Origin of the sequence: Halomonas shengliensis (assembly GCF_900104135.1) — a bacterium.
GTDB lineage: Bacteria > Pseudomonadota > Gammaproteobacteria > Pseudomonadales > Halomonadaceae > Halomonas > Halomonas shengliensis.
Window position 1 is genome coordinate 498,792 of record NZ_FNIV01000001.1, and the last position, 23,126, is coordinate 521,917.

Sequence of the window (23,126 nt, forward strand, 5' to 3'; positions counted from 1 at the left end):
ATGCCGTGGCGATGCCAGGCGCGGCGCCATCATCAGGAGAGAGCGATGCATCAGGTTGAACGGGCTATCTTCGATCTGCGACGCGGGCTGCCGGTGCTGATCGCCGACGGTGACGACTGGGTGCTGGTGCAGGCCGTGGAGGGGGACGCCGAGGCGGCGGCCGCGCGGCTCGGCGAGCTTTCCGGCGGCGCGCCGGCGCTGGTGTTGAGTCGTCATCGGCTGGCGGCCCTGGGCGTCGAGGCGACAGGGGAGGCGGCTCGGCTGCCGCTGCCCGACGACGTCGCCGCCTCCCGCCTGGCGGCCCTGGCCTACGCGGCCTCGCCCGCCGCGCCTCTCGGGCGCACGGGGCTGGCCGCGTGCCGGGCCGCCCTCGAGGCGGCTGCTCCGACTGACCTGGCCGCCCTGGCGCTGATGCGTCGGGCGCTGCTGATCCCCGCCGCGCTGGTGGCGCGGGTCGCGGCGACGCGACGCGAGGCGATCGCGGCGGTCCGCGCCGACGGCTCCCTGCTGGCGGTGGAGGCGGCCCAGGCCGCGCGCTGCCTGGAGGGCACCCCGGGGATGCTGCGTCGGGTCAGCGAGGCGCGCATTCCCCTGGCCGACGCCGACGACTGCCGTTTCATCCTGTTCCGCGAGCCTGATGGGCTGCGCGAGCACGTGGCGGTGGTGATCGGTGACCCGGCATCCGCGGCGGCGGTTCCCCTGCGCCTGCACTCCGCCTGCCTCACCGGCGACCTGTTCGGCAGCCTGCGCTGCGACTGCGGCGAGCAGCTGCGCAACGCCGTGGCCGAGATCGAGGCGCTGGGCGGCGGGGTGCTGCTCTACCTGGCCCAGGAGGGGCGCGGGATCGGCCTGGCCAACAAGCTGCGCGCCTACACCCTCCAGGACGCCGGGCTCGATACCCTGGACGCCGACCAGGTGCTCGGCTTCGGCGAGGACGAGCGCCGCTACGGGGTGGCGGTGGACATGCTGGACGCCCTGGGCATCCGCCGGGTGCAGCTGATGACCAACAACCCCCTGAAGATGGCGGCCCTGGCCCGGGGCGGCATCGAGGTGGTGGAGCGCCAGGCGCTCTACGGCTCCCTCAATGACCACAACCACCGCTACCTCAGCGCCAAGGCCGAGCGTGCCGGCCACCTGCTCGACGAGGTGTTCCGGGTGCGTCGCTGACCGGCAGGCGTCAGGGCCCGCCGTGGATCCGCTCGAGGCGCATCGCCCGGGTCTCCTGCAGGATACGGGCGATGCGTTCGGCATAGTGCGCCACCAGGCGTTCGCCCAGCGCTGCCGTTCCCAGCGGGGCGTTGCCGACGACGCCCCCGGGATGCAGGTCCTCGGCCAGCCAGGCGAAGGCGGCCTCGCCCTCGGGCCCCAGCAGCTGGCTCTCGTCGGCCATGGCCTGCCCCCGGGAGATGGGGTGGTCGAGATACGCGAGGCGCACCTTCTCCGGCGCCAGGTGGCGCATCAGGGCGGTCTCCAGCGCCCCGCCATGCAGCCCATGGCGACGTTCCTCGGCGGGCAGAGTCGCCTCGGGCAGCCCCTCCGGCAGCGGCATGCGCATGTAATGGACCTTGACCACCAGCAGGCCGTGGCGGCGACGCAGCCGCAGGGCGGCCAGGTCCATGACCGCCTTGTTGCCGCCGTGGGCATTGAGCCACACCAGGCGCTGGAAGCCGGCCCGGGCCACCGCCTCGCCGTGGGCCTCCAGGGTGGCGATGGCCAGCTCTGGCGGGAGGCTCAGCGTGCCGGGGAAGGCGAGGTGCTCGTCGCTGGCCCCCACCGCCAGGGCGGGCAGCTGCACCAGCGGGAAGCCCGCGGGCAGCCGCGCCAGGGCGGCGGCCAGCAGCCCCTCGGCGATGTCGAGGTCGGTGGAGAGCGGCAGGTGGGCGCCGTGCTGCTCGATGGCGCCGAGCGCCATCACCGCCACGCTCTCCTCAGGCAGGGCGGCGAGCTCCGCTGTGGTCAGCGCTTGCCAGCGGGGGAAGTCCGGCGGGGTGTTGGCTTCTGTCATGCAGGGGGCTCCCGGTTGGCGTCGGCGGGGGTGTCATCGGGTGCGGTCAGCCGCGCGTAGAGGTCACCGGAGGCGAGGCCGTCGGCGCCCCCGGCGAGCCAGGCGAGGGTGGCCTCGGCGTCGCGCCACTCGGCCCAGCGGAACGCCCGGCGTTCCCCCTCGATGGCGTTGAAGCGATAGTCGCCCAGCGCGGCCAGGCGTGTCACGCAGCGCTCGGCCACCCCCAGGGCGCCGGCCACGAACTCCACCGAGACGCCCGGAAGCGGCGTGGAGAGCCCCGCCAGCACCTCGGCTTCAAAGCCCTCCACGTCGATCTTGCAGAAGCGTGGCACGCCATGCTCGGCGATCAGCGCGTCCAGGGTGGTCACGGTCACGCGCTGCTGGCCCTCCCAGCGTACCTCGCGGAAGCCCGGGTTGTGCGCCCCGATGGTGGTGCGCCACTCATCGGCCAGGGTGGAGACGGTGGGGTTGGCCTCGCTCACCGCGAGCCGCGCCTCGCCGGGGGCGGCACCCGCGGCGAGGGGCAACAGGGTGACGCCGGCCCGGCCACCCACCAGCCAGCCCAGCCAGCGGAAGGGGCCAGGCTGGGGCTCCAGGGCCACCACCCGAGCCCCCAGGGCCTGGAAGGCCGCGGTGCGATCGCCCAGGTGGGCGCCGACGTCGAAGGCCAGGTCGCCGGGGCCGACGAAGTCGGCGTAGAGGCGGCGCAGCCCCCGCTGGCGTCCCGGCCGCCAGTAGATGACCAGCGAGCGGGCGAGCCCGAGACCCTGGCGCAGGCGGGCCGTAAACAAGACGGCTTTCATCCCATCTCCTCATCGGCCTGCCCCCGGCGCCCCTCACCAGAGTCAGGAGCTACAGACTTGGCGCGATTCAGTATCTGGCTTGGCATCTCGCCGGGGCACTCCGGGGGCGGCGGCCAGGGGGCCGACGCGGCGGCCTGCGGCGCCGGCGTCTCCCCGAGCAGGTCGCCATGGGCGTCGGCCTCCGGGGTGCGCAGCAGGCCGATGCGGTCCAGCCAGGCGGCGGCGCGGCGGCTGCCGCTGGCGCGCACCAGCAGCGGCGCCAGCAGCAGGCCCACCCAGACCGGCGCCAGCCAGGCGAGGAGCAGCGGCGCCTGCCACCGGATCAGGGCGATCCACAGCCCGCCGAGCAGGGCGAAGGGGGCGGCGTGTCGCAGCGCGGCACGCCAGGGCACGGCGCGCCCCTCGCGGGGCTGGGCGCCCCAGTCGACGCTGGTGCCGGTGAGCACGCCGAGCACGAAGGCGCTGTGGAAGGCCATCATGATGGGCGCCAGCAGGATGGCGGCGACCGCCTCCAGCAGGGCGCTCATCACCAGGCGAGCCCGTCCGCCGTGGCCGGCGGCGCGCCGCCCCAGGGCGAGCAGCAGGCCGAGCCCCTTGGGCAGCAGCAGCAGGCTGGCGGTCAGTGCCAGCAGGGCGGTGATCAGCTCCGGCCGGGCCCGGGGCCAGAGCGGGAAGAGCTGCTCGCCGGCGGTGAAGTAGGCGGGCTCGCGCTGGGCGAGCAGCACCGCGTCCAGGCTGCCGGCGAGCAGGATGGCGAGCCACAGCAGCGAAGAGACGAAGGCCATGGCGCCCAGCAGGAAGTGCAGCCGGCTCATGGCATGCAGGCCGGGTGCCCCCAGCAGGCGCAGGTGCTGCAGGTTGCCCTGGGTCCAGCGGCGGTCGCGCCGGGCGTAGTCGAGCAGGTTGCCGGGCATCTCCTCGAAACTGCCCGGCAGGCGCGTCTCGAGCTCCACCTCCCAGCCGGCACGGCGCAGCAGGGCGGCCTCGACGAAGTCGTGGCTGAGGATCTCGCCGCCCAGCGGCGCCTTGCCGGGCAGGCGGGGCAGGCCGGCGTGGTCCATGAAGGGCCTAAGGCGCAGGATGGCATTGTGCCCCCAGTAGTTGGCGGCGTCGCCCTGCCAGGCGCTCTGGCCGGTGGCCAGCATGGGAGCGTAGAGGCTGGCGGCGAACTGCGAGAGGCGCCCGAACAGGGTGACCTGGCGCACCGGCAGCGGCACCGTCTGGACCAGCGCGACCCTGGGGCGGGCCTGCAGGGCGCGCACCAGTCCCAGCACCGTCTCGCCGGACAGGCGGCTGTCGGCGTCGAGCACCACCATGAAATCGAAGGCCGCCCCCCAGCGGCGACAGAATTCGGCGAGGTTGCCCGCCTTGCGCCCGGCGTTGTCGGGGCGTCGGCGGTAGTGCAGGGCCAGGCGTCCGCGGAGGCGCTGCTGCAGGGCGGCGATGGCCTGAGCCTCGGCCGTGGCGATGGCGGGGTCGGTGGTGTCGCTGAGCACGAAGAGGGTGAAGTGGCGCGCCTCGCCGGTGGCGATCAGCGATTCGGCGGTGGCCGAGAGGGCGGCGACCACCTGGGCGGGGGCCTCGTTGTGGATCGGCATGGCCAGCACCGTGCGCCGGCTGATCGGCAGCCGAGCCTCCTCGGCGACCCGCGGGCGACGCTTCAGGGTCAGGGGGTCGCGGTCGGCCAGCAGCAGCAGGCAGCCGGCCACGGCGGTCCAGAAACCTACGGCGATCCAGGCGAAGGTGAGGGTGAAGAGGACCAGGATCGCCACGCGCAGGGGGGGCAAGCCGTCCAGCCACAGCACTTGGGCCATCAGCCCCGCCCCGGTCAGGGTGGTCAGCCCCACCAGGACGGCCAGCAGCAGCCGGCGCGCGGCTAGCCCCGGCAGCCGCCCGGCGGCGCCGCGTCCGCGCCCCAGGCCGAGGCTAGCGCCGTTCGTCGGGATGCCAGACATGGTTCCAGGTCTCGCTGATCACCTCGCCGTGCAGGCGCAGTCGCAGGCGCAGGTCGCTGGGGGCGTCGCCCTCGGGGTCGAGGCGGAAGGAGGCACGCCAGCCGCGTCCCTCCGGAAGGGGGCGTGCCTGCAGGTGGTGGACTTCGCCGCGGCTCGCGGTGAGCTCGGCCGTCACCGGCTGGTCGCCGGCCAGCCCCTCGAGCTCGCCGCCGGCGAAGTCGACCAGGAAGTGGCGACGGCTGCGCGGCGGCGGGTCGGGGTCGCCAGGCACCCCGCCCCAGCCCTGACGGGTGCGGATGACCCGGGCCGGCGGGGCACCGGCCGGCTCGGCTGAGAAGGTATGGGTGCGGTAGCGCAGCTCGCGTGCCTCGCCGGCCCGCAGCGGGGTGTCGCTCACCCAGAAGGCGACGATGTTGTCGTGGGTCTCGTCCGGGGCAGGGATCTCCACCAGCTGCACGCGGCCCGCTCCCCAGGGCTCGAGGGGCTCCACCCACTGGCTGGGGCGACGCTCGTAGCGGGCCTCCAGGTCCAGGTAGTGGGCGAAATCGCGGGCCCGCTGCACCAGCCCGAAGCCCCCGGGATCGCGGTCGAGCAGCGCCGAGACGCGCAGCGCCTGCGGGTTGGTGAGCGGGCGCCAGATCCACTCCTCCTCGCCGGTGAGCACCAGCAGGCCGTCGGAGTCGTGCACCGCCGGGCGATGGTCATCCACGGCCCGCGGGGTGGTGTCGCCGTGGGCGAACATGCTGGTCAGGGGTGCGATGCCCAGGGTCTCCACGTCGCGGCGGGCGAAGAGCCGGGCGGTCACCTCCACCTCGATGTCGCGTCCCGGGGCGATGTCGAAGCGGTAGGCGCCGGCCAGCGAGGGGCTGTCGAGCAGGGCCAGCACCGTCATGCGGGTCGCCTCCGGGGCCGGGCGGACCAGCCAGAACTCGCGGAAGGCCGGGAACTCCTCGCCGCGGGGCCGGGCGGTGTCGATGGCCAGCCCGCGGGCGGAGAGGCCATAGCCCTGGCCGCGCCCCACCAGTCGGAAGTAGGAGGCGCCCAGGAAGACGGCGAACTCGTCCTGGACCGCGGCGCGGTTGAGGGGGAAGTGCAGGCGAAAGCCGGCATGGCCGGCGCCGGCGAGGTCCTGCTGCACCAGCCCGGCGGCCGCGTCGTCGTAGCGGAAGCGCTCGGGGTCGAAGTCGAGCGGGATCACCTCGCCAGCCTCCACGCTGTTGAGCCGCACCGGGGCATCGAACAGGAAGCCGGTGTGGAAGAGCTGCACCGTGAAGCGCCCCGCGTCGCGCCACAGGGCGGCCTCGGGGCGGAAGCGGATCTGGCGATAGGTGTCATAGTCCAGGTCGCGCAGCGCGGCGGGCAGTGCCGCCGTGCCGGGGTCATGGGGCCGCGCCGCCAGCGCCTGGGCGTCTTCGGTGACCCTGGTGAAGAGCGCCTCGACCGCCTCGGGGGCGGTGGCGGCGACGGCAGGGGAGGTCGCCGCCAGCAGCAGAGCGAGGCCGGTGACCAGGCCGGCGATGGGTCTCGGGGGCATGGCGCGTCTCTCCCGGGGTTGCTGACTCAGTGTCGTCACGGATGGCGGATCCTGCACGTGGCACCGCCACGCTGCATTGTGGTACAAGTCTTGTACATAATGGTTCATAAGTACATGGCATGCCATGGGCTACCCTGAGTCAGGAAGCGCGTTCCCCTTCACCCGCCCCCAGGAGCCACCCTGATGCCGCGTCTGCTGGGCCTCGCCGTCCTGCTCAATGTGCTGCTGCTGGTACCCCTGTGGGTGCGCTTCGGGGCGATCGACACCCGCTGGCTGGCCCTTGAGGCGGTGCTGGTGGTGGCCCTGCTGGTGCTGCTGCCGGCCGGTCGCTTCGCCTGGCTGCGCCCGGTGCTGACCCTGGCGGTGCTGATGGCCCTGCTCGCCGGGCTGGGCGATGCGGCTACCCACCTCGCCTTCGGGCGCCCGCTCAACCTCACCCTGGACCTGCCCCTGCTGCGCTCGGTGCTCCACCTGCTGGAGGGCAACCTGGGCGACCTCCTGGCCTGGGCTGTCGTGGCGCTCGCCGTGGCACTGGTCGTCGTCGGTGGCTGGGGGCTGAACCGCGGCCTGGGCCTGGTCCAGGGCGTAACGCCGGGGGCCCTGGGCCGCGGGGTGGCGGGGCTGGCGCTGGCGGTGAGCCTCTTCCTGCTGGCGGCCCAGTGGCATCACCAGCGCTGGCTGCCAGTGGCGCGGGCGCCGGCCATGGACACCCTGCGCTTCCAGGCCGAGCAGCGGGTGGCGACCCAGCGCGCCCGCCGCGACTTCGCCGCGCGCCTGGCGGCGGCTCCCGGCCGGGCCACGCCGCTGCCGGGGCTGGCCGGGCGCGACCTGCTGCTGGTGTTCGTGGAGTCCTATGGTGCCGCGGCGCTGTTCGATGCCCCCTTCGCCGAGGTCGTGCGGCCGCGGCTCGCCGAGGCCGCCCGGCGGCTGGCCGAGGCCGGGCTCACGGTGGCCAGCGGGGTGCTGGCCGCACCGATCCGCGGCGGCCAGTCCTGGCTCGCCCACGCCAGCGTGCTGGGCGGGCTCGCCATCGACAACTCGCTCTGGTACCGCCTGATGCTGGCCAGCGACCGGACCACCCTGGTGGACGACCTGCGTGCCACCGGGCACCGCAGCGCGACCCTGATGCCCGCCATCACCCTCGCCTGGCCCGAGGGCAAGGCCTACGGCTTCGACGAGATCCATGCCGCGGCGGATATCGACTACGCCGGACCGCCGCTGAACTGGGTGACCATGCCCGACCAGTTCACCCTGCACTACCTGGAGCGGCGCCTGCGTTGGCCCAGCGAGGCGCCGCTGTTCGCCCAGGTGGCGCTGATCTCGAGCCATGCCCCCTGGACGCCGATCCTGCCGCTGCTCGACGACTGGGAGGCGGTGGGCGACGGCCGCATCTTCCGGCGCTGGGCCGACGCCGGCCCCGCCCCCGACGTCCTGTGGCAGGACCTGGCGCGGGTGCGCGAGCACTACGCCCGGGCGATCGATTATTCGGTCGCTGCCGGCACCCGCTGGGCGGAGGCCTTCGTCGACGACGACACCCTGCTGGTGCTGCTCGGCGACCACCCGTCGGCGCCGCTGATCGTCGGCGAACAGGCCGGCTACGGCGTGCCGGTCCACGTGATCAGCGGCGATGCCGCCCTGGTCGAGCCCTTCCTGTCCCGCGGCTTCGTGCCTGGCATGCACCCGGACACCCGGGTGCCGCTGGCCGGGCTCGAGGCCCTGCGCGGCTGGCTGCACGAGGACTTTGGCCCATGATGACCCCCGTGATCCTGGCCGGCGGCAACGGCGTGCGGCTCTGGCCGCTGTCGCGCCGGGCGCGCCCCAAGCAGTTCCTCGCCCTGGAGCAGGACGGCAGCCTGCTGGCCGCTACCCTGGCCAGGCTCGAGGGGCTGCCCCTCGCCCCACCCATCGTCGTCTGCCACGAGGCGCATCGCTTCCTGGCCGCCGAGCAGCTTCGCCAGGCCGGGGTGGAGGAGGCGACACTGCTGCTCGAGCCCGAGGGGCGCGGCACCGCCCCGGCCGTCGCCCTGGCGGCGCTGCTGGCCGAGCGAGAGGGGCGCAAGGGGCCGCTGCTGGTGCTGCCCTCGGACCACCACCTGGGCGACGCGGCCGCCTTCCGCGAGGCGGTGGCCGACGCCGTGCGCCTGGCCGAGCGGGGTCACCTGGTCACCTTCGGCGTGGTGCCGACCCGTGCCGAGACCGGCTACGGCTACCTCCAGGCGGGGGAGTCCCTGGGAGGCGAGGGCGTCGCGGTGGCGCGCTTCGTGGAGAAGCCCGATGCCCGGCACGCCGCGGTCTTCCTGGCCGCCGGCGACCACTACTGGAACAGCGGCATCTTCGTGCTGCGCCCGGCGGACGTCCTGGCGGCGCTGGCCCGCCACGCCCCGGCGATCCTCGACGCCTGTCGTGCGGCCCTGGCGGACGCCGCCGCCGACCTGGACTTCCTGCGCCCCGGCCGGGACGCCTTCCTGGCCTGTCCCGCGGACTCCCTCGACGTGGCGGTGATGGAGCGCACCGACCGGGCGGCCATGGTGCCGCTCGCCGCCGGGTGGAGCGACATCGGCTCCTGGCAGGCGTTGTGGGAGGTGCTGCCCCGTGACGAGAACGACAACGCCCTGCGCGGCGACGTGCTGTGCGAGGCGAGCCGGGGGCTGCTGGTGCACGCCGAATCGCGGCTGGTGGCGACCCTGGGGGTCAAGGACCTGGTGGTGGTGGAGACCGACGACGCGGTGCTGGTGGCCGACCGCGCCAGCAGCCAGGCGCTGCGCGGACTGGTGGCAAGCCTCGAGGCCGAGGGCCGCGCGGAGACCCGCCAGGCCGCCATGGTCTTCCGCCCCTGGGGACACTACGCCACGGTGGATGGCGGCGAGCGCCACCAGGTCAAGCACATCACGGTGCGCCCCGGCGCACGGCTGTCGCGTCAACTCCATCACCATCGCGCCGAGCACTGGGTGGTGGTGCGCGGCACCGCCCGGGTGACCCTGGACGAGACGACCTTCCTGGTGGGGGAGAACGAGTCGACCTTCATCCCCGTGGGGCGGGTCCACTGCCTGGAGAACCCCGGGCTGATCCCCCTGGAGCTGATCGAGGTGCAGTCCGGCAGCTACCTCGGCGAGGACGACATCGTGCGCCTGGACGACCGCTACGGGCGGGATCGCGACGGCGAGTAGCGGCGGCTGGCAGCGGCGGGTTGCGAAGGAGAAGGCCCGGTCAGTAGATCCGGAAGCGGCGGTGCTCGGGGTGCCCCTCCTGCTCCTGGATCACCTTGCGGTAGCGCTTGTACTCCCACTGGTACTGGGCCGGATCCAGGGCGATGGCGGCCTCCACGCAGGCGTTGACGCCGGTGGCGGACTCGGCCTCGTCGGCCGCGTAGACCCGCTCGTCGGCGGGCAGGAAGTGGATCTCGAAGCCCCGGCCGGGGAGGCGCCTGGCCACCCCGGTGACCACCCGGGCCTGGGTGCGGGCGACCAGCTTGGGCAGCAGGGTGGCGGTATAGGCGAGGCGGCCGAAGAAGGGCGCGAACACGCCGCTGCCCCAGTCGGGCTCCTGGTCGGGCAGGATGCCGATCGCCTCGCTTCGCTTGAGTGCCTTGAGCAGGGCGGCCACGCCGCGGGGGTTGGTGGGCACCAGGCTCGCCCCCATGCGCTCGCGTCCGGCGCGGGTCACGGCGTCGAGCTCGGCGATCTTGGGCGGCTCGTACATGGCGGTGAAGGGGAAGTGGCTGGAGAGCCAGAAGTTGAGCACCTCCCAGTTGCCGAAGTGGGGGGCCAGCACGATCACCCCGCGCCCCTCGGCGCGGGCCTCGTCGAGCAGCTCGCGGCCGTGCACGGCGAGTATCGAGGCCTCGACCCGCTCGGGCGCGCCCTGCCAGGCGAAGCCGATCTCCAGCATGGTGGCGGCTGAGTGGGTCAGGCTCTGCCGTGCCAGGCGGCGGCGCTCGTCGGCGCCCCGGTCCGGGTAGACCGCGGCCAGGTTGGCCGCGGTGACCTCGCGCTCGCGGCGGCTGAAACGGTGCACCAGCGGCCCCACGAGGCGGGCCAGGCGCCACAGGGTGGCGAGGCGGCGGCCGGCCAGTACCCGCCACAGGGTGGCGATGGCGCGGGCCTGGAGGGCGCTTGAGCGGGAAGCGGCCTTGCCCATCGGGCCTATACCAGCCAGGTCTCGAGGTTGTCGGGGGAGCGCTTCTCCTGCAGCCCCTTGAAGCCCTTCACGCAGCGGATCACCAGCCACACCACGGCCACCAGCCACAGCACGAAGCCGATCAGCACGAACATCAGTACGCCGGAGACGCAGAAGTAGAGCAGGCCGATCCAGAAGGTGCGGATCTGGTAGCGGTAGTGGCGGTCGAGCCACTCCGGTCCCTTGCCCTGGTAGACGTAGGCGATCACCACCCCGACCAGGGCGGTGAGCCCGCCGGTGACGATGCTCGCCAGGTAGAGGGCGTAGATCACCATGGGCAGGGTGGTGTCGACGGGCTTGGGGGATTCGATGATCACGTGGTCGTTCTGCAGGTTGTCGCTCATGGGGACAGCGTCCTGGAGGCTAAGGGTTTCGGCGCCGCCCATGATACCCGGCACGGGCGGCAATGCCACCGCCGGTTCAGGCGGTGGCGGGCTCCTTGCCGCCGGACTCCTTGCTACGTAGGGGGCGGCTGATCTCCAGCAGGTTGCCGTCGGGGTCGCGCAGGTAGAGCGACTCGATGGGGCCGGTGGCGCCCTGGCGCTCCACGGGGCCGAGCTCGACCTCCACCTCCAGCGCCGCCAGGTGATCGGCGACCTCGTCCAGCGGCAGCAGGCTGCGCAGGCAGAGGTCCAGGCTGCCGGGGGTGGGGGTGGCGGCGCGGGGCTCGATATCGGTGGCGGTCCAGTGCAGGCGCAGGGCCAGGTCGCCGAGGATCAGGTCGACGCGCTCGCGGTCGCGGTAGCGCACCTCCAGCCCCAGCACCCGGGAGTAGAAGTCGACCGCTCGGGAAATGTCGGTCACGGTGATGACCAGATGGTCCAGACCTGACAGCATTCGTCTCTCCTTAGAGGGATGTTTCTGGCCTTGAGGGATGATTCAGGCGAAAAGGGTTCTGCCCCAGAGGATACGATGATGCCGACCTGCCCGCTATGCGCCGCCGAGGATGCGCCGCACTTCCACCGTGATGCTCGGCGCGACTACCACCGCTGCCGGCGCTGCGACCTGGTGTTCGTGCCGCCCGCCTTCCGGCTCTCCGCGGCCGAGGAGCGCGCGGTCTACGACCAGCACCAGAACTCGCCGGACGACCCGGGCTATCGGCGTTTCCTGTCGCGCCTCTTCGCGCCGCTGTGCGAGCGCCTTGCCCCCGGGGCGCGGGGGCTGGACTTCGGCGCCGGGCCGGGGCCGACCCTGTCGGTGATGTTCGAGGAGGCGGGCCATCCCATGGCGATCTACGACCCCTTCTATGCGCCTGACGTGTCGGTCCTCGATGCGACCTATGACTTCATCACCGCCAGCGAGGTCGTCGAGCACCTCTTCGCCCCCGGCGAGACGCTCGCCCGCCTGGCCGCCATGCTGCGCCCCGGCGGCTGGCTGGGGCTGATGACCAAGCGTGCCGGCGACCGCGAGGCCTTCGCCCGCTGGCACTACATCCTCGACCCCACCCATGTGGCCTTCTTCAGCGCGGCGAGCTTCCGCTGGCTGGCCGATACGCTCGACATGACCGTCGAGTTTCCCGCCGCCGACGTCGCCCTGCTGCAGCGGCGCTGACCGGTCGGCGACGATCCAGGCATCCCCCGTGTCACAAGTTACATAGATAACTCTAATAAAGTTAACTCTTCTCTTTCCGACTAATGATCAGCTGAGCGGAAGTGGCCTTTGTGTATCCCCATGACGCTCGGCGGGGTGCACTCCATGCCAATCGACAGTGCATCTCACGACAAACGCTTCTCTGCTCTTCGTGCCTATTGTGTATTCGTACCGACCGGTTATCAGACCGAGATGGCAATTCAATAATAATAGTCGTGCATGCGAGATCGTCTGGCCCGGTGGTTTATTGGTCTTTCCCTGTGTGGCTTACATGCTGACGAAGTATCAATGACTAAGCGTGAAACAACAGGGCACACAATAACAATGGAGAAAAATGATGAAAGAAACCACGAATAGTGAGGCTCAAGACCTCGATTTTTCTGAACGCCCCGTTCCGGCAGAAGGCAGGATGCCGCTTGCTAATCTGATGATGGCCTGGTGGGCGGTATGCAGCGCGATCTTTTATATGGTGGTGGCAGCCGCCATGGCGCGTACTTATGGAACTGCTAATGCCTTGCTGGGTATTGTCTTGACGGTGATTGCCTATGGCCTGATCAATGGCATCATCAGCCGTTACTCTATGAAGACGGGGTTGACCGTTGCGCTTTTCTCGAAGGTGCTTTTCGGCCACTTCGGTGCCGTCGTGGCGACGCTGATATTCTTTGCAACCGCCCTCTACTACGCGGTGTTTGAAGGTTATGTGATGGCACTGGTGCTGTCGGAGTGGAGTGGAAGCCTCTCCATGCCGTTGGCCACGGCGATCGTGGTGATATTCGGCGTCGCCTTGATATTCGGTAGCGTGCAACACTGGCTGGATAAGTTTAATGGCGTCCTGCTGCCAGTCTATGTGATTGGCATGCTGGTTGCGGTTGGCATGGCCGTGGCGGAGTTCGGTTATCCGTCGGGTTGGTTGACCCGTGTACCGGAGGGAGGAGCTTCTCCCTTGGGTTGGTTGCACACCTTTGCCTACTACATGGGCGTCTGGGTGCTGATGATGTTCACCTTCGATTATGCACGCTTTGGGCGCAAGAAGGACTCCGGGTTTCATGCCCGCATCACTTTCGGCGTTCCTTTCTATGCCATGACCTTCCTGTTCAGCGGTGTTGTCGGCATCCTTCTCGATTCCATGATACCCACGGATGGGCTATCCGAGGCCTCCATCGTCCTGGGCCTGCTGGAGTTGATGGGAGTTGGGGGGCTGCTGCTGGTCTGGGTGACCCAGAGCCGTATCAATACGGCCAACTTCTATCTCGCGACCGTCAACTTCGAATCCTTTGTACGCAAGGTGACGGGGATTCGCCTGTCCAAGGTGCTGGCGGGCTGCATGATAGGCGTGATCGCTTATGTGCTTATGATGGCGGATGTCTTCTCCTACATTCTTCAGGCTCTGGCCTATCAGGGAGTCTTTGTGGTGGCGTGGGTAGGAGTCGCTCTGGCGCACATTCTGTCCCGCACCTATCAGGACCGCTTCAATGGCCATGTTGAACTGGATAACGCCTATATCCCTGCCTTTAACCCCTGTGGGTTGATGGCCTGGTGCGGAGCCGCGCTGGTAGGCATCGTGATCATGCAACTTCCTTCGGTCTCTGGGTTCTCCGCGCCGGTCACCTTCCTTTGTGCCTACATGACCTACTCACTGGGCTTGCGTTTCGCCAAGGCGGAGTGGTACGTGGCCAGCCTCCAGAAGCTGTAAGGTCCCGGATGGTCAGATCGGTCGCGACTGAATCTTTCAGGATTGCATCATTCGCGATTGTTAATCACCTGATTATAGAAACATGATCCAAGGTGGTCGCTCATATTGCCGAAACGGAAAGATAAATAAAACAATTGCAGCAACAATAGCCTCAACAACAAGAGAGTGATCAATATGTCAAAGCTAAGAGTCGCCGTAGATGCCGGCGGAACCTTTACCGACGTCTGTATCTATCATGAAGATACTCAGCAGTTCCGCGTCACCAAGGTTCCCTCTACGCCAAGCAACCCCAAGCAGGCCGTGATCGACGGGGTGCGGCGTGGCGAAATTGATCTTTCGGACGTGGAGCTGTTCTTCCACGGCACCACCGTTGCCACCAATGCGCTGATCACCCGTCGCTTCCCCAAGGCGGCACTGGTCACCACCAAGGGCTTTCGCGATGTGATCGAGATTCGTGACGGCACTAAGGATAATCTGTGGGATGCCTACGAGGATGTGAGTGGCCCCTACATCCGCCGTCGCGATCGTTTCGAGGTGACCGAGCGCGTCGATTACGCCGGTGAAGTGGTGACCCCGCTGGATGAGGAGGAGGCCCGCATCCTGGCTCGCAAGCTCAAGCGGCGTGGTGCCACCACGGTAGCGGTGTGCTTCATCAACTCCTATGCCAACGCTGAGAACGAGAAGCGCATGCGGGAGATCCTCGAGGAGGAGATTCCCGAGGCGAGCGTCTCGACGTCATCGGATATCCTGCCCGAGATATTCGAGCATGACCGCTTCAATACCGCGGTGGCGAATACGGTGCTGGGTCCGCTGGTGTCGGACTACGTCAAGCAACTCGACGATGAGTTGAGCGCGGGTGGCTACGATAACGACCTGCTGCTGCTGCACTCCGGTGGTGGCTCGATGACTCCGGCCATGGCGAAGCACTTCCCGGTGCGTCTGGCGGCCTCCGGTATCGCCGCGGGGGCGATCGCCGCCAAGCATATCGCCGAGCAGTGCGGTTATCAGAATGCCGTCGGGCTGGATATGGGGGGCACCTCTACCGACATCTCGCTGATCCATGATGGTGAGCTGCGCGTGACCAAGCAGTGGGGAGTGGAGTATGGGCACCCCATCGTGTTTCCGAGCATCGAGGTACTGACCGTTGGTGCCGGCGGGGGCTCGCTGGCGCATATCGACATCGCCGGGGCCCTGCGCAATGGCCCGCAGTCTGCGGGGGCCGACCCGGGTCCGGCCTGCTATGAGCGTGGCGGCACGGAGCCTACCAATACCGATGCCAACCTAGCGCTAAACCGTCTGGGCACCGTGCTTGCCGGCGGCGCACTCGAGCTGAACCGGGAAAAGGCAACCCAGGTCATCGAAGAGCGTGTCGGCCAGCCGCTGTCGTTGGACACGGCCGAGGCGGCACAGGCGGTCATCAAGGTGGCGAATGCCAACATGGCCGATGCGGTGCGGCTGGTATCGATCCGCCGTGGCCTGGACCCGCGTGACTTCGCCCTGATCGCCTTCGGTGGTGCCGGTGCCCTTCACGGTGCCGAGGTGGCCAAGGAGCTGGGCATCCCGGCGGTGATCGTGCCCCCCAATCCCGGGGTGACCTCGGCGATGGGGTGTCTGCTGGTCGATATCCAGCACGACCTCTCGATGATGTACACCGCGGCGGCGGAGAGTGCCGACCTGGAAGACCTCGAGCGCCAGTTCCGGTCACTGGAGGACGAAGCGGTGGACAGGCTGCGCCACGAGGGCGTCGCCGACGCCGATGTAGTCCTGCAGCGTGGCATCTCCATGCGCTATCAGGGACAGTGGCGCTCCCTGCAGGTGGCGATGGGTAGCGGCGAAGCGTCACTCGAGGATGCCATCGAGATGTTCCACCAGGAGCATGAGCGGCAGTTCTCCTTCCGCCAGAATGCGCTTCCCGTCGAGATCTACCAGCTTCACCTGCGTGCCGTGGGCAAGACGCCCAGGCCGGAGTTTCCGCGCAGCGAGCGTCAGCCGGGTGCCCAGGCAGAGCCGCATGCACACCGCGAGGTCTACTTCGAGGGGCAGTGGTACCAGACGCCGGTCTACGATCGGACAACCCTGCCGGTAGGCTTCGAGTTCTCCGGTCCCGCCATCATCGACCAACTGGACTCCACCACCGTGGTACCGCCCGATACGGTGGCGTCGATCGATGAGTGGAAGAATATTCGCATTCAACTGATTCAGTCGGGAGAGAAGGCATGATCATGGCACATACCTACAAGGACAACGCTCTCGATCCGGTTACCTTCGAAGTCCTCAAGAACGCCTTCGCGACCAGTGTCGACCTGATGAGCGAGCAGATCCTGCGCACCTGTTACTCATTCGTCATCTACTCGCGCGACTTCTCCTCCGCGCTGTGCGATGCCGAGGGCAATACGGTCATGCAGGGCAGCGGCGACATCGCGGTGCACGTCGGCACCCTGCACTTCCAGTGCAAGGCGGTGCTCGAGGAATTTGCCGGCGATATTTACCCCGGTGATGTCTTCGCCATCAACGATCCTTACCGTGGCGGCACCCACCTCAACGATGTCAGCTTCATTCGCCCGATCTTTTCCGAAGGGCAGATCATCGGCTTTGCCCAGAACAAGGGGCACTGGGCGGATATCGGCGGCAGCGTGCCGGGCTCCTTCGACGTCAACGCCAGCACCCACTTCAGCGAGGGGCTTCGCATCACGCCGGTGCGTGTCTGGCGCGAGGGCGTATTCCTGCACGATGTCGCTCAGTTGTTGGTCTCCAACACCCGCGCCCCGGCCCAGGCCCTGGGGGATCTGCAGGCCCAGGCAGAGGCCACGGCGGTCTGTGAGCGTGAGGTTCTGCGTCTGGTCGACAAGTACTCCAAGGCTACCGTTGTGGCGGCCATGCAGGAGACCCAGGACTATGTCGAGCGGGTCGTTCTCAAGAGTCTGGCGGGAATGCCGAAGGGCGAGTGGGAGACGGTCGACTATATCGATGCCGACCCTGCGCTGGGTGAGGGGATGGTGCCGATTCGCATCAAGCTGACGCTGGATGGCAACGGCATTCACTATGACCTGTCGGGTTCGGCGCCTGCGGTCTCCACCTTCCTCAACTCCAGCTATGGCACGACCCACTCCGCCATCTATGCCGGTACCAAGACCTTCTTCCCCGATGTTCCGCTCAACTCCGGCTTCTATCGTGCGGTGACGGCCAATATTGGTGAAGAGGGCAGCGTGGTGAACGCGGGCTGGCCTCATGCGGTCACCGGTTTCTGCTCCGGCCCCTATGAGAAGGTAATGAACGGTATCTTCGAGCTGTGGAGCGGGGTCATGCCGAAGCGTGCCATGGCCTGTGCCTTCAACCTGGAGTACCTGCTGATCGGCGGTAATGATGGACGCACCGGCAGCGGCGACTACTTCATGTGGTATGACTGGATGGCCGGCGGCTGGGGCGGTCGTCAGACCAAGGATGGCTCATCGGCCACTTCGCCGGTATTCGGCACCGGGCTGGCGGTTCAGCCGGTGGAGGGGCAGGAGAGGCTGAACCCCGTACTGACCATGTGTCACGAGATCAGCATGGACTCTGCCGGGCCGGGCCGCTTCCGCGGCGGCTGTGGTGTCGAGAAGGGAGGCAAGCTGACCCAGGTCGACAAGACGGTGATGAGCTACTGCTGTGACCGCGGCCGTTCGGTGACCTGGGGGGTGAATGGCGGGCTGCCCTCCGTGCCGCACGGGGTGTGGATCAACAAGGGAGCGCCGGATGAGAAATACCTGGGGGCCACCTTCTCGAACGTCACGGTCCGCTCCGGAGATACCTTCACGCGCCCCTCGGCGGGTGGCGGTGGCTTCGGTGACCCGCTGGAGCGCGAGGCGGAAGCGGTGCTGGAGGATGTGATCGATGGCTATGTGTCTGTCGAGCGTGCGGAGTGCGACTACGGCGTCGTGATCCAAGTCAACGATCCTGATATCGACGACTATGAGATCAATGCCGAGCGCACGGCCAAGGCTCGTGAGTGGATTCGGGCGAATCGGCGGGAGTGGTTGCAGACCCCACCCGAAGACGTCGCCAAACAGTATCGAGATGGCGAGCTGAATGTCCTGGACGTGATTCGTCGCTACGGCGTGGTGCTGGACTGGGGCACCGGCGAGCTGCTGGAGAAGTCGACGCAACAGTATCGTGACTCGCTGGCCAAGCGCTCATCATGTTACTGGACGTGATATTGCGATCGCTGACGTGAACGGGGAGACTTCGGTAGGACCTTGGCCTGATCAGGTGGGGCCGGGCCTCCGGAGTCTCGTCTTCGTTGCGACACGCCCAGATACGGTGCGTGAACTGAGAGGAGTGGCATGAATACAACGACGACAATGCCAGAATCCGCCGAGTTGCCAGGAGCTGCCGGTTTACCGGGAACCACTGATTTACCAGGAACCACGGGGCCGACAGGGCCCGTGGGAGGCACAAGGCCCGACACACGGTTAAGCTCCAACTCCCAGGAACGCTGGACGCAGATCATTTCCGACACCTACTTTCCATTGACCCTGAGCTACGGTGACCATGAGGAGGATGCCTTCCAGGGATCGCTGAAGGTCTGGAAGGCGGCGGGTAGTGACTACTCCCTGTCTCGCCTCACCTCCGACAGGGCCGAGTACTCCCGGTCGAGCTCGCAGATTGCCGAGGATAGCCAGGCCTCGTTTCTGGTGACGATCCCGCTGCGGGCCCAGGTGTTCTTTTCCCAGCATGGAAGAAACCTGAACTGCCCACCGGGCCACTTCATCGTCGAACAGGGCGATGCGCCCTATCGGTTCGGCTATGCAACACCGAACGACATGTGGGTCTTCAAGGTACCCGAGGGTTCGATGAGGTCCCGCATTCGGCGCCCGGAGCGCTATTCGCAGCACTGCTTCTCCGCACAGCAGGGCATCGGCTGTGCCTTCGTCGAATTCCTTAAGGTCTGCTCACTGCATGTGAATGAGTGCAGCGTGGAGGATCAAAGCCGCTTATTCGAGCAGGCCCTGAGCATGTTGTCGATGGTGCTGGAGCAGGATGAGCGGGTGCTGAACAGCGACCAGTCACATCTGAAGACCGCCCACCTGATGCGTATCGAGCGCTATATCTCGGCCAATCTGGGGGACCCTGAGCTGTCACCCGCTCGTATCGCCCATTCCTGCGGCATCTCCCTGCGCTACCTGCACAAGCTCTTTGCCGGATCGGGATACACGGTCGGCGAATGGATACGTGCCCAGCGACTGGAGGCCGCGCATCGCGAGCTCGAGTCGCTACCCGTGGGAGTCAATATCGGCGAGGTGGCCTACCGCTGGGGGTTCTCGGAGCAGGCGCAGTTCAGCCGTGCGTTTCGTAGGCGGTTCGGTTATTCCGCCAGCGAACTGCGGGATCGTCCGACGTGAGTGGCGGCAATGTGATTCGAAGACGGCAGTTAACCGTTAAGCGTTAAGAGAAAGGAGGCAAGTCTTGCTATGCAGAGAACACAGGCCGTGAGCCAACTTCAAATCGACGATAGTCAGGTGATCGTGACCCGCTGGGACTTTCCTCCCGGGTCGGAAACGGGCTGGCATCGCCATGAACATGACTACGTGATCGTTCCTTTGACCGACGGTCGGATGCGACTGGAAACGCCCGAGGGAGAGAGCGTGGTCACCCTCGAGGCTGGTGTTTGCTATACGCGAGTCGAAGGCACGGAGCATAACGTCATCAACGATGGCAAGGAGCCTTTTGCCTTTGTCGAAGTGGAAGTCAAGAAGTAAAAAACCGCCTGATGAAGCGGTGTACCATGGCGACGAGGTGACTCGTTTCAGAAGCCTTGGAGCGAGCGGTAAAGCCGCGCGAGTTACGCCTACCATCGACAGGCCCTGACAAGCCTTGCCGTCGGAGGGTGGCCAGGGGAAACAAATCGATTGACTCGCCGCCGGCCGGGCGTATGATTCGCGCGCTCACGATGACCGGCCAGGCGCCGGGCCGCCGCGGGCGGGCGCATCTGCGCGCTTTCTGCCACGCTTTCCCTTTCTCCCCTCTGCGCTGTGAGGCAACGCATGTCGCGGCAACTGCTGGCCATGGCCCTGGCCCCCCTGCTCGGGCTCTTCATCCTCGGCATCGGCAATGGATTCCTCTCCACCGTGATCACCCTGCGCCTGGACGCCGCGGGCGAGTCGGCGGTGGTGATCGGCTGGGTCTCTTCGGCCTACTTCATCGGTCTGGCGCTGGGCGCCATGCTCAACGACCGGCTGCTGCTGCGCATCGGCCATATCCGCGCCTACGGCAGCTTCGCCTCCCTGGTGGCGGTCACCGTGCTGCTGCAGGGGCTCTTCGAGCACCCCTGGGCCTGGTTCGCCCTGCGGCTGATCGGCGGCTGGGCCACGGTGGGGGTCTACCTGGTGATCGAGAGCTGGCTGCTCACCGCCGGTGACGCCAGGGTGCGCGGGCGGCTGCTGGCGCTCTACATGATCTCGCTCTACGCCGCCGGGGTGCTCGGCCAGCTGCTGCTGGGGGTCACCGAGGCGATGGGCGGGCCCTCCTCGTTCATGGTGATCGGCCTGCTGGCCTCGCTCTCGGTATTGCCCATGGCGATGATCCCGCGGGTCTCGCCGCTGATCGAGAAGGCCGAGCCGCTGCCGCCGCTGCGCCTGATCACCCTGACCCCCACCGGAGTGATGGGCAGCTTCGGCTCGGGCCTGGCGGTGGCGGCGGTCTATGCGCTGTTGCCACTCTACCTGCAGCGCATCGGCTTCACGGTGGACCGGGTCGGCCAGATGATGGCCATCGTGGTGCTGGGGGCGCTGCTGCTGCAGTACCCGGTGGGGCGCTGGTCCGACCGCCACGACCGCCAGATCGTGCTGATCGGCATCGGCGGCTTCTGCACGCTGATCTCCGCGGCGATCCTGTGGCTGCCGATGTCCCCCTGGCTGCTGGCGGGGCTGCTGTTCCTGCTGGGTGGCGGGGTCTTCTCGCTCTACCCGGTGGCGGTGGGCCACGCCGCCGACCGCGCCCCCGCCGGCGCCCTGGTGCGCATGAGCCAGGGCCTGCTGCTGATCAACGCCATCGGCTCGGCGGTGAGCCCGCCGCTGGTCTCGCCGGTGATGGGCGTGCTGGGGGACGCCGGGCTGTTCTGGAGCTTCGGCGCCCTGGGGCTCTTCCTGGTGGCCTTCTTCGGCTGGCGGCGCAGCGTGCGCCCGGCGCCGGTGCCGGTGGCGCCCTTCCATCCCACCGCGCCGATGTCCGCCGCGGGCGCCGAGCTGGTGGTCACCGAAGAGCTGGTGCAGGGGGCCATCGAGCACGAGCACATGGAGGACCTCTCCGACGCCGTGCCCGAGGTGGCGGTGGCGGAGCCGCTGGTGGGACCGCCGCCGGCCGACGAGGCGCATGTCGCCTACTTCGAGGAACCCGAGCCCGAGGAGGCACCCACCCAGGCGGAACTGGCGCTGGAGCCCGCCGAGCGGCGCTGAGAGCATCTGCGACATGGGGCTCGAGAGCGTCTGCGACCTAGGGCTAATGGCCGGCGAAAAGTAGGGAATCTACTATCGGCGTTATCATTTTCCCTGAGGTGTTTCGATGACTCCCTTCGCCGCCCCCGTCCGCGACCTCCGCTTCGTGCTCGAGGAACTGCTCGAGCACGGCTCGCTCTCGCTACCCGGCTTCGAGGAGGCCAGCCCCGACCTGGTGGAGGCCGTTCTGGAGGAGGCGGCGCGGCTCGCCGGCGAGGTGTGGGCGCCGCTCAACGCCAGCGGTGACCGCCAGGGCTGTACCCGTCGCGAGGATGGCGGCGTCAGCGTTCCCGACGGCTTCGCCGAGGCCTACCGTGCCTACGCCGAGGGCGGCTGGAACGGCATCGGCGTCGCCGAGGCGCTGGGCGGCCAGGGCCTGCCCGAGGTGGTGGCCAGCGCCGTCCAGGAGATGCTCCACGGCGCCAACATGGCGCTGGGTCTCTGCCCCATGCTTACCGCCGGCGCCATCGAGGCGCTCGCCCACCACGGCAGCGACGAACAGCAGGCCACCTACCTGCCGCGGCTGGTGGAGGGCAGCTGGACCGGCACCATGAACCTCACCGAGCCCCAGGCGGGTTCGGACCTCTCCAAGGTGCGCACCCGTGCCGTGCCCCAGGAGGACGGCAGCTATCGCCTCTTCGGCCAGAAGATCTACATCACCTGGGGCGAGCACGACGCCGCCGAGAACATCATCCACCTGGTGCTGGCGCGCAAGCCGGACGCCCCCGAGGGCAACAAGGGCATCTCGCTGTTCCTGGTGCCCAAGTTCCTGGTCAACGCCGACGGTAGCCTGGGCGAGCGCAACGACGTCACCTGTGCGGCCATCGAGCACAAGCTGGGTATCCACGGCTCGCCCACCTGCACCCTCGCCTTCGGCGAGAACGACGGCGCCATCGGCTATCGGGTGGGCGAGGAGGGGCGCGGCCTCAACCACATGTTCACCATGATGAACGAGGCGCGCCACAAGGTCGGCGTGCAGGGCATCGGCGTGGCCGAGCGCGCCTGCCAGCACGCCTTCGCCTATGCCCTCGACCGCACCCAGGGACGCAGTCCGCGCTCCGGCCGCGATGACTGCGCCATCGCCGACCACCTCGACGTGCGCCGCATGCTGCTCTCCATGCGCGCACGTACCGACGCCCTGCGCGCGCTGGCGCTCTATTGTGCCGCCCAGCTCGACGTGGCCCGCCACGCCGAGGAAGACGCCGAGCGCGCCGCCGCCCAGGCACGGGTCGACGTGCTGATCCCGGTGGTCAAGGCCTTCTCCACCGACCAGGCGGTGGAGATCGCCTCGCTGGGCGTGCAGGTCCACGGCGGCATGGGCTACATCGAGGAGACCGGCGCCGCCCAGCTGCTGCGCGACGCCCGCATCGCCCCCATCTACGAGGGCACCAACGGCATCCAGGCGCTGGACCTGGCCGGGCGCAAGCTGCAGCGCGACGGCGGTGCGGCCCTCGCGGGGCTGATCGATCAGGTGGAGGCCACCGCCGCCGCCCTGGCCGCCGACGCCGAGCTCGCTCCGCTGGGCGAGAGCCTGGTCGGCGGGGCCGCCGACCTGCGTGCCGCCATGGCCGCGGTGCTCGAGGCGGGCGCCGACCCCGAGCGCGGCGCCGATGCCGTCCAGGCCTACGCCACCCCCTTCCTGAGCCTGGCCGGCCACGTGCTGTGCGCCTGGCAGATGGGCCGGGCAGCACTGGCCGCCACCGCGGCCATCGCCAACGGCCGCGACGAACCCTTCTATCAGGCCAAGCGCCAGGCCGCCGACTACGCTATCCGTCAGTGGCTGCCCCAGGGCCGCGCCCAGCGCGCGGTGATCGAGGCGGGCATGGCGAGCCTCGCCGCCTTCGACGCCGCCACCCAGTGACCGACCCGCCGCCGGCCTCGCGCCGGCGGCACGCTTTCCG

18 protein-coding genes are annotated in these 23,126 nt (G+C 68.7%); 11 read left to right on the forward strand and 7 right to left on the reverse strand.

The window, feature by feature from the left end:
- Positions 1–45 precede the first annotated feature (45 nt).
- Positions 46–1,167, forward strand: coding sequence for a GTP cyclohydrolase II (locus tag BLP95_RS02290; RefSeq protein ID WP_089676724.1), 1,122 nt, complete (start codon positions 46–48; stop codon positions 1,165–1,167).
- A gap of 10 nt (positions 1,168–1,177) precedes the next feature.
- Here the strand turns inward: BLP95_RS02290 and BLP95_RS02295 are convergent, their stop codons facing one another.
- From BLP95_RS02295 to BLP95_RS02310, 4 genes are read right to left on the reverse strand one after another with little or no spacing between them, the layout of a single operon-like run.
- Complete coding sequence (locus tag BLP95_RS02295) at positions 1,178–2,005, reverse strand: creatininase family protein (protein WP_089676726.1); 828 nt, start codon at positions 2,003–2,005, stop codon at positions 1,178–1,180.
- A complete protein-coding gene (locus BLP95_RS02300) occupies positions 2,002–2,808 on the reverse strand; it encodes an FkbM family methyltransferase (RefSeq protein WP_089676728.1) in 807 nt (268 codons plus the stop codon). The genes BLP95_RS02295 and BLP95_RS02300 overlap by 4 nt, the downstream gene beginning before the upstream one ends.
- On the reverse strand, positions 2,805–4,763 hold the full coding sequence (mdoH, locus tag BLP95_RS02305; protein ID WP_089676730.1) for a glucans biosynthesis glucosyltransferase MdoH: 1,959 nt from the start codon (positions 4,761–4,763) through the stop codon (positions 2,805–2,807). The genes BLP95_RS02300 and mdoH overlap by 4 nt, the downstream gene beginning before the upstream one ends.
- On the reverse strand, positions 4,735–6,297 hold the full coding sequence (locus tag BLP95_RS02310; protein WP_089676732.1) for an OpgD/OpgG family glucan biosynthesis protein: 1,563 nt from the start codon (positions 6,295–6,297) through the stop codon (positions 4,735–4,737). Before BLP95_RS02310 ends, mdoH begins: the two co-directional genes overlap by 29 nt.
- Positions 6,298–6,480: 183 nt before the next feature.
- On the opposite strand from BLP95_RS02310, the gene BLP95_RS02315 reads away from it, so the two are divergent.
- Together BLP95_RS02315 and BLP95_RS02320 are read left to right on the forward strand one after the other, a co-directional pair.
- The gene (locus tag BLP95_RS02315) at positions 6,481–8,049 is read left to right on the forward strand and encodes an alkaline phosphatase family protein (RefSeq protein WP_089676734.1); all 1,569 of its coding nucleotides are present in this window, start codon (positions 6,481–6,483) and stop codon (positions 8,047–8,049) included.
- Positions 8,046–9,464, forward strand: a complete 1,419-nt coding sequence (locus BLP95_RS02320; protein ID WP_089676736.1) for a mannose-1-phosphate guanylyltransferase/mannose-6-phosphate isomerase — start codon at positions 8,046–8,048, stop codon at positions 9,462–9,464. The genes BLP95_RS02315 and BLP95_RS02320 overlap by 4 nt, the downstream gene beginning before the upstream one ends.
- Before the next feature lie 40 nt (positions 9,465–9,504).
- On the opposite strand, the gene BLP95_RS02325 is transcribed toward BLP95_RS02320, so the two are convergent.
- From BLP95_RS02325 to BLP95_RS02335, 3 genes are all read right to left on the reverse strand, one after another.
- Complete coding sequence (locus tag BLP95_RS02325) at positions 9,505–10,434, reverse strand: lysophospholipid acyltransferase family protein (RefSeq protein ID WP_089676738.1); 930 nt, start codon at positions 10,432–10,434, stop codon at positions 9,505–9,507.
- A gap of 5 nt (positions 10,435–10,439) precedes the next feature.
- Entirely contained in the window at positions 10,440–10,817 is a 378-nt protein-coding gene (locus tag BLP95_RS02330) for a DUF4870 family protein (protein WP_089676740.1), read from the reverse strand.
- A gap of 76 nt (positions 10,818–10,893) precedes the next feature.
- The gene (locus tag BLP95_RS02335) at positions 10,894–11,310 is read right to left on the reverse strand and encodes a VOC family protein (RefSeq protein ID WP_089676742.1); all 417 of its coding nucleotides are present in this window, start codon (positions 11,308–11,310) and stop codon (positions 10,894–10,896) included.
- A gap of 75 nt (positions 11,311–11,385) precedes the next feature.
- Between BLP95_RS02335 and BLP95_RS02340 the strand changes: the two genes are divergently transcribed.
- The 8 genes from BLP95_RS02340 to BLP95_RS02375 all read left to right on the forward strand — a co-directional run bounded on the left by BLP95_RS02340 (position 11,386) and on the right by BLP95_RS02375 (position 23,086).
- Positions 11,386–12,024, forward strand: a complete 639-nt coding sequence (locus BLP95_RS02340; RefSeq protein ID WP_089676745.1) for a class I SAM-dependent methyltransferase — start codon at positions 11,386–11,388, stop codon at positions 12,022–12,024.
- A 376-nt stretch (positions 12,025–12,400) separates the two neighbouring features.
- A complete protein-coding gene (locus BLP95_RS02345) occupies positions 12,401–13,756 on the forward strand; it encodes a purine-cytosine permease family protein (protein ID WP_089676898.1) in 1,356 nt (451 codons plus the stop codon).
- 174 nt (positions 13,757–13,930) lie between these two features.
- Complete coding sequence (locus BLP95_RS02350; RefSeq protein ID WP_089676746.1) at positions 13,931–15,976, forward strand: hydantoinase/oxoprolinase family protein; 2,046 nt, start codon at positions 13,931–13,933, stop codon at positions 15,974–15,976.
- Positions 15,973–17,946, forward strand: a complete 1,974-nt coding sequence (locus BLP95_RS02355) for a hydantoinase B/oxoprolinase family protein (RefSeq protein WP_218118510.1) — start codon at positions 15,973–15,975, stop codon at positions 17,944–17,946. The genes BLP95_RS02350 and BLP95_RS02355 overlap by 4 nt, the downstream gene beginning before the upstream one ends.
- 129 nt (positions 17,947–18,075) lie before the next feature.
- Entirely contained in the window at positions 18,076–19,134 is a 1,059-nt protein-coding gene (locus tag BLP95_RS02360; RefSeq protein WP_218118511.1) for a helix-turn-helix domain-containing protein, read from the forward strand.
- Positions 19,135–19,221: 87 nt separating this feature from the next.
- Positions 19,222–19,491 carry a cupin domain-containing protein gene (locus BLP95_RS02365; RefSeq protein WP_281187364.1) on the forward strand — a complete coding sequence of 90 codons (270 nt, stop codon included), beginning with the start codon at positions 19,222–19,224 and terminating at the stop codon, positions 19,489–19,491.
- A 285-nt stretch (positions 19,492–19,776) separates the two neighbouring features.
- Entirely contained in the window at positions 19,777–21,186 is a 1,410-nt protein-coding gene (locus BLP95_RS02370) for an MFS transporter (protein WP_089676751.1), read from the forward strand.
- A gap of 106 nt (positions 21,187–21,292) precedes the next feature.
- Positions 21,293–23,086, forward strand: coding sequence for an acyl-CoA dehydrogenase (locus BLP95_RS02375; RefSeq protein WP_089676753.1), 1,794 nt, complete (start codon positions 21,293–21,295; stop codon positions 23,084–23,086).
- Positions 23,087–23,126 lie beyond the last annotated feature (40 nt).

What these genes read in the sequence shown, in the direction of transcription:
- BLP95_RS02290 (WP_089676724.1), top strand. Translation starts at nt 46, where the DNA reads ATGCATCAGGTTGAACGGGCTATCTTCGATCTGCGACGCGGGCTGCCG.
- BLP95_RS02295 (WP_089676726.1), bottom strand. Translation starts at nt 2,005, where the DNA reads ATGACAGAAGCCAACACCCCGCCGGACTTCCCCCGCTGGCAAGCGCTG.
- BLP95_RS02300 (WP_089676728.1), bottom strand. Translation starts at nt 2,808, where the DNA reads ATGAAAGCCGTCTTGTTTACGGCCCGCCTGCGCCAGGGTCTCGGGCTC.
- mdoH (WP_089676730.1), bottom strand. Translation starts at nt 4,763, where the DNA reads ATGTCTGGCATCCCGACGAACGGCGCTAGCCTCGGCCTGGGGCGCGGA.
- BLP95_RS02310 (WP_089676732.1), bottom strand. Translation starts at nt 6,297, where the DNA reads ATGCCCCCGAGACCCATCGCCGGCCTGGTCACCGGCCTCGCTCTGCTG.
- BLP95_RS02315 (WP_089676734.1), top strand. Translation starts at nt 6,481, where the DNA reads ATGCCGCGTCTGCTGGGCCTCGCCGTCCTGCTCAATGTGCTGCTGCTG.
- BLP95_RS02320 (WP_089676736.1), top strand. Translation starts at nt 8,046, where the DNA reads ATGATGACCCCCGTGATCCTGGCCGGCGGCAACGGCGTGCGGCTCTGG.
- BLP95_RS02325 (WP_089676738.1), bottom strand. Translation starts at nt 10,434, where the DNA reads ATGGGCAAGGCCGCTTCCCGCTCAAGCGCCCTCCAGGCCCGCGCCATC.
- BLP95_RS02330 (WP_089676740.1), bottom strand. Translation starts at nt 10,817, where the DNA reads ATGAGCGACAACCTGCAGAACGACCACGTGATCATCGAATCCCCCAAG.
- BLP95_RS02335 (WP_089676742.1), bottom strand. Translation starts at nt 11,310, where the DNA reads ATGCTGTCAGGTCTGGACCATCTGGTCATCACCGTGACCGACATTTCC.
- BLP95_RS02340 (WP_089676745.1), top strand. Translation starts at nt 11,386, where the DNA reads ATGATGCCGACCTGCCCGCTATGCGCCGCCGAGGATGCGCCGCACTTC.
- BLP95_RS02345 (WP_089676898.1), top strand. Translation starts at nt 12,401, where the DNA reads ATGAAAGAAACCACGAATAGTGAGGCTCAAGACCTCGATTTTTCTGAA.
- BLP95_RS02350 (WP_089676746.1), top strand. Translation starts at nt 13,931, where the DNA reads ATGTCAAAGCTAAGAGTCGCCGTAGATGCCGGCGGAACCTTTACCGAC.
- BLP95_RS02355 (WP_218118510.1), top strand. Translation starts at nt 15,973, where the DNA reads ATGATCATGGCACATACCTACAAGGACAACGCTCTCGATCCGGTTACC.
- BLP95_RS02360 (WP_218118511.1), top strand. Translation starts at nt 18,076, where the DNA reads ATGAATACAACGACGACAATGCCAGAATCCGCCGAGTTGCCAGGAGCT.
- BLP95_RS02370 (WP_089676751.1), top strand. Translation starts at nt 19,777, where the DNA reads ATGTCGCGGCAACTGCTGGCCATGGCCCTGGCCCCCCTGCTCGGGCTC.
- BLP95_RS02375 (WP_089676753.1), top strand. Translation starts at nt 21,293, where the DNA reads ATGACTCCCTTCGCCGCCCCCGTCCGCGACCTCCGCTTCGTGCTCGAG.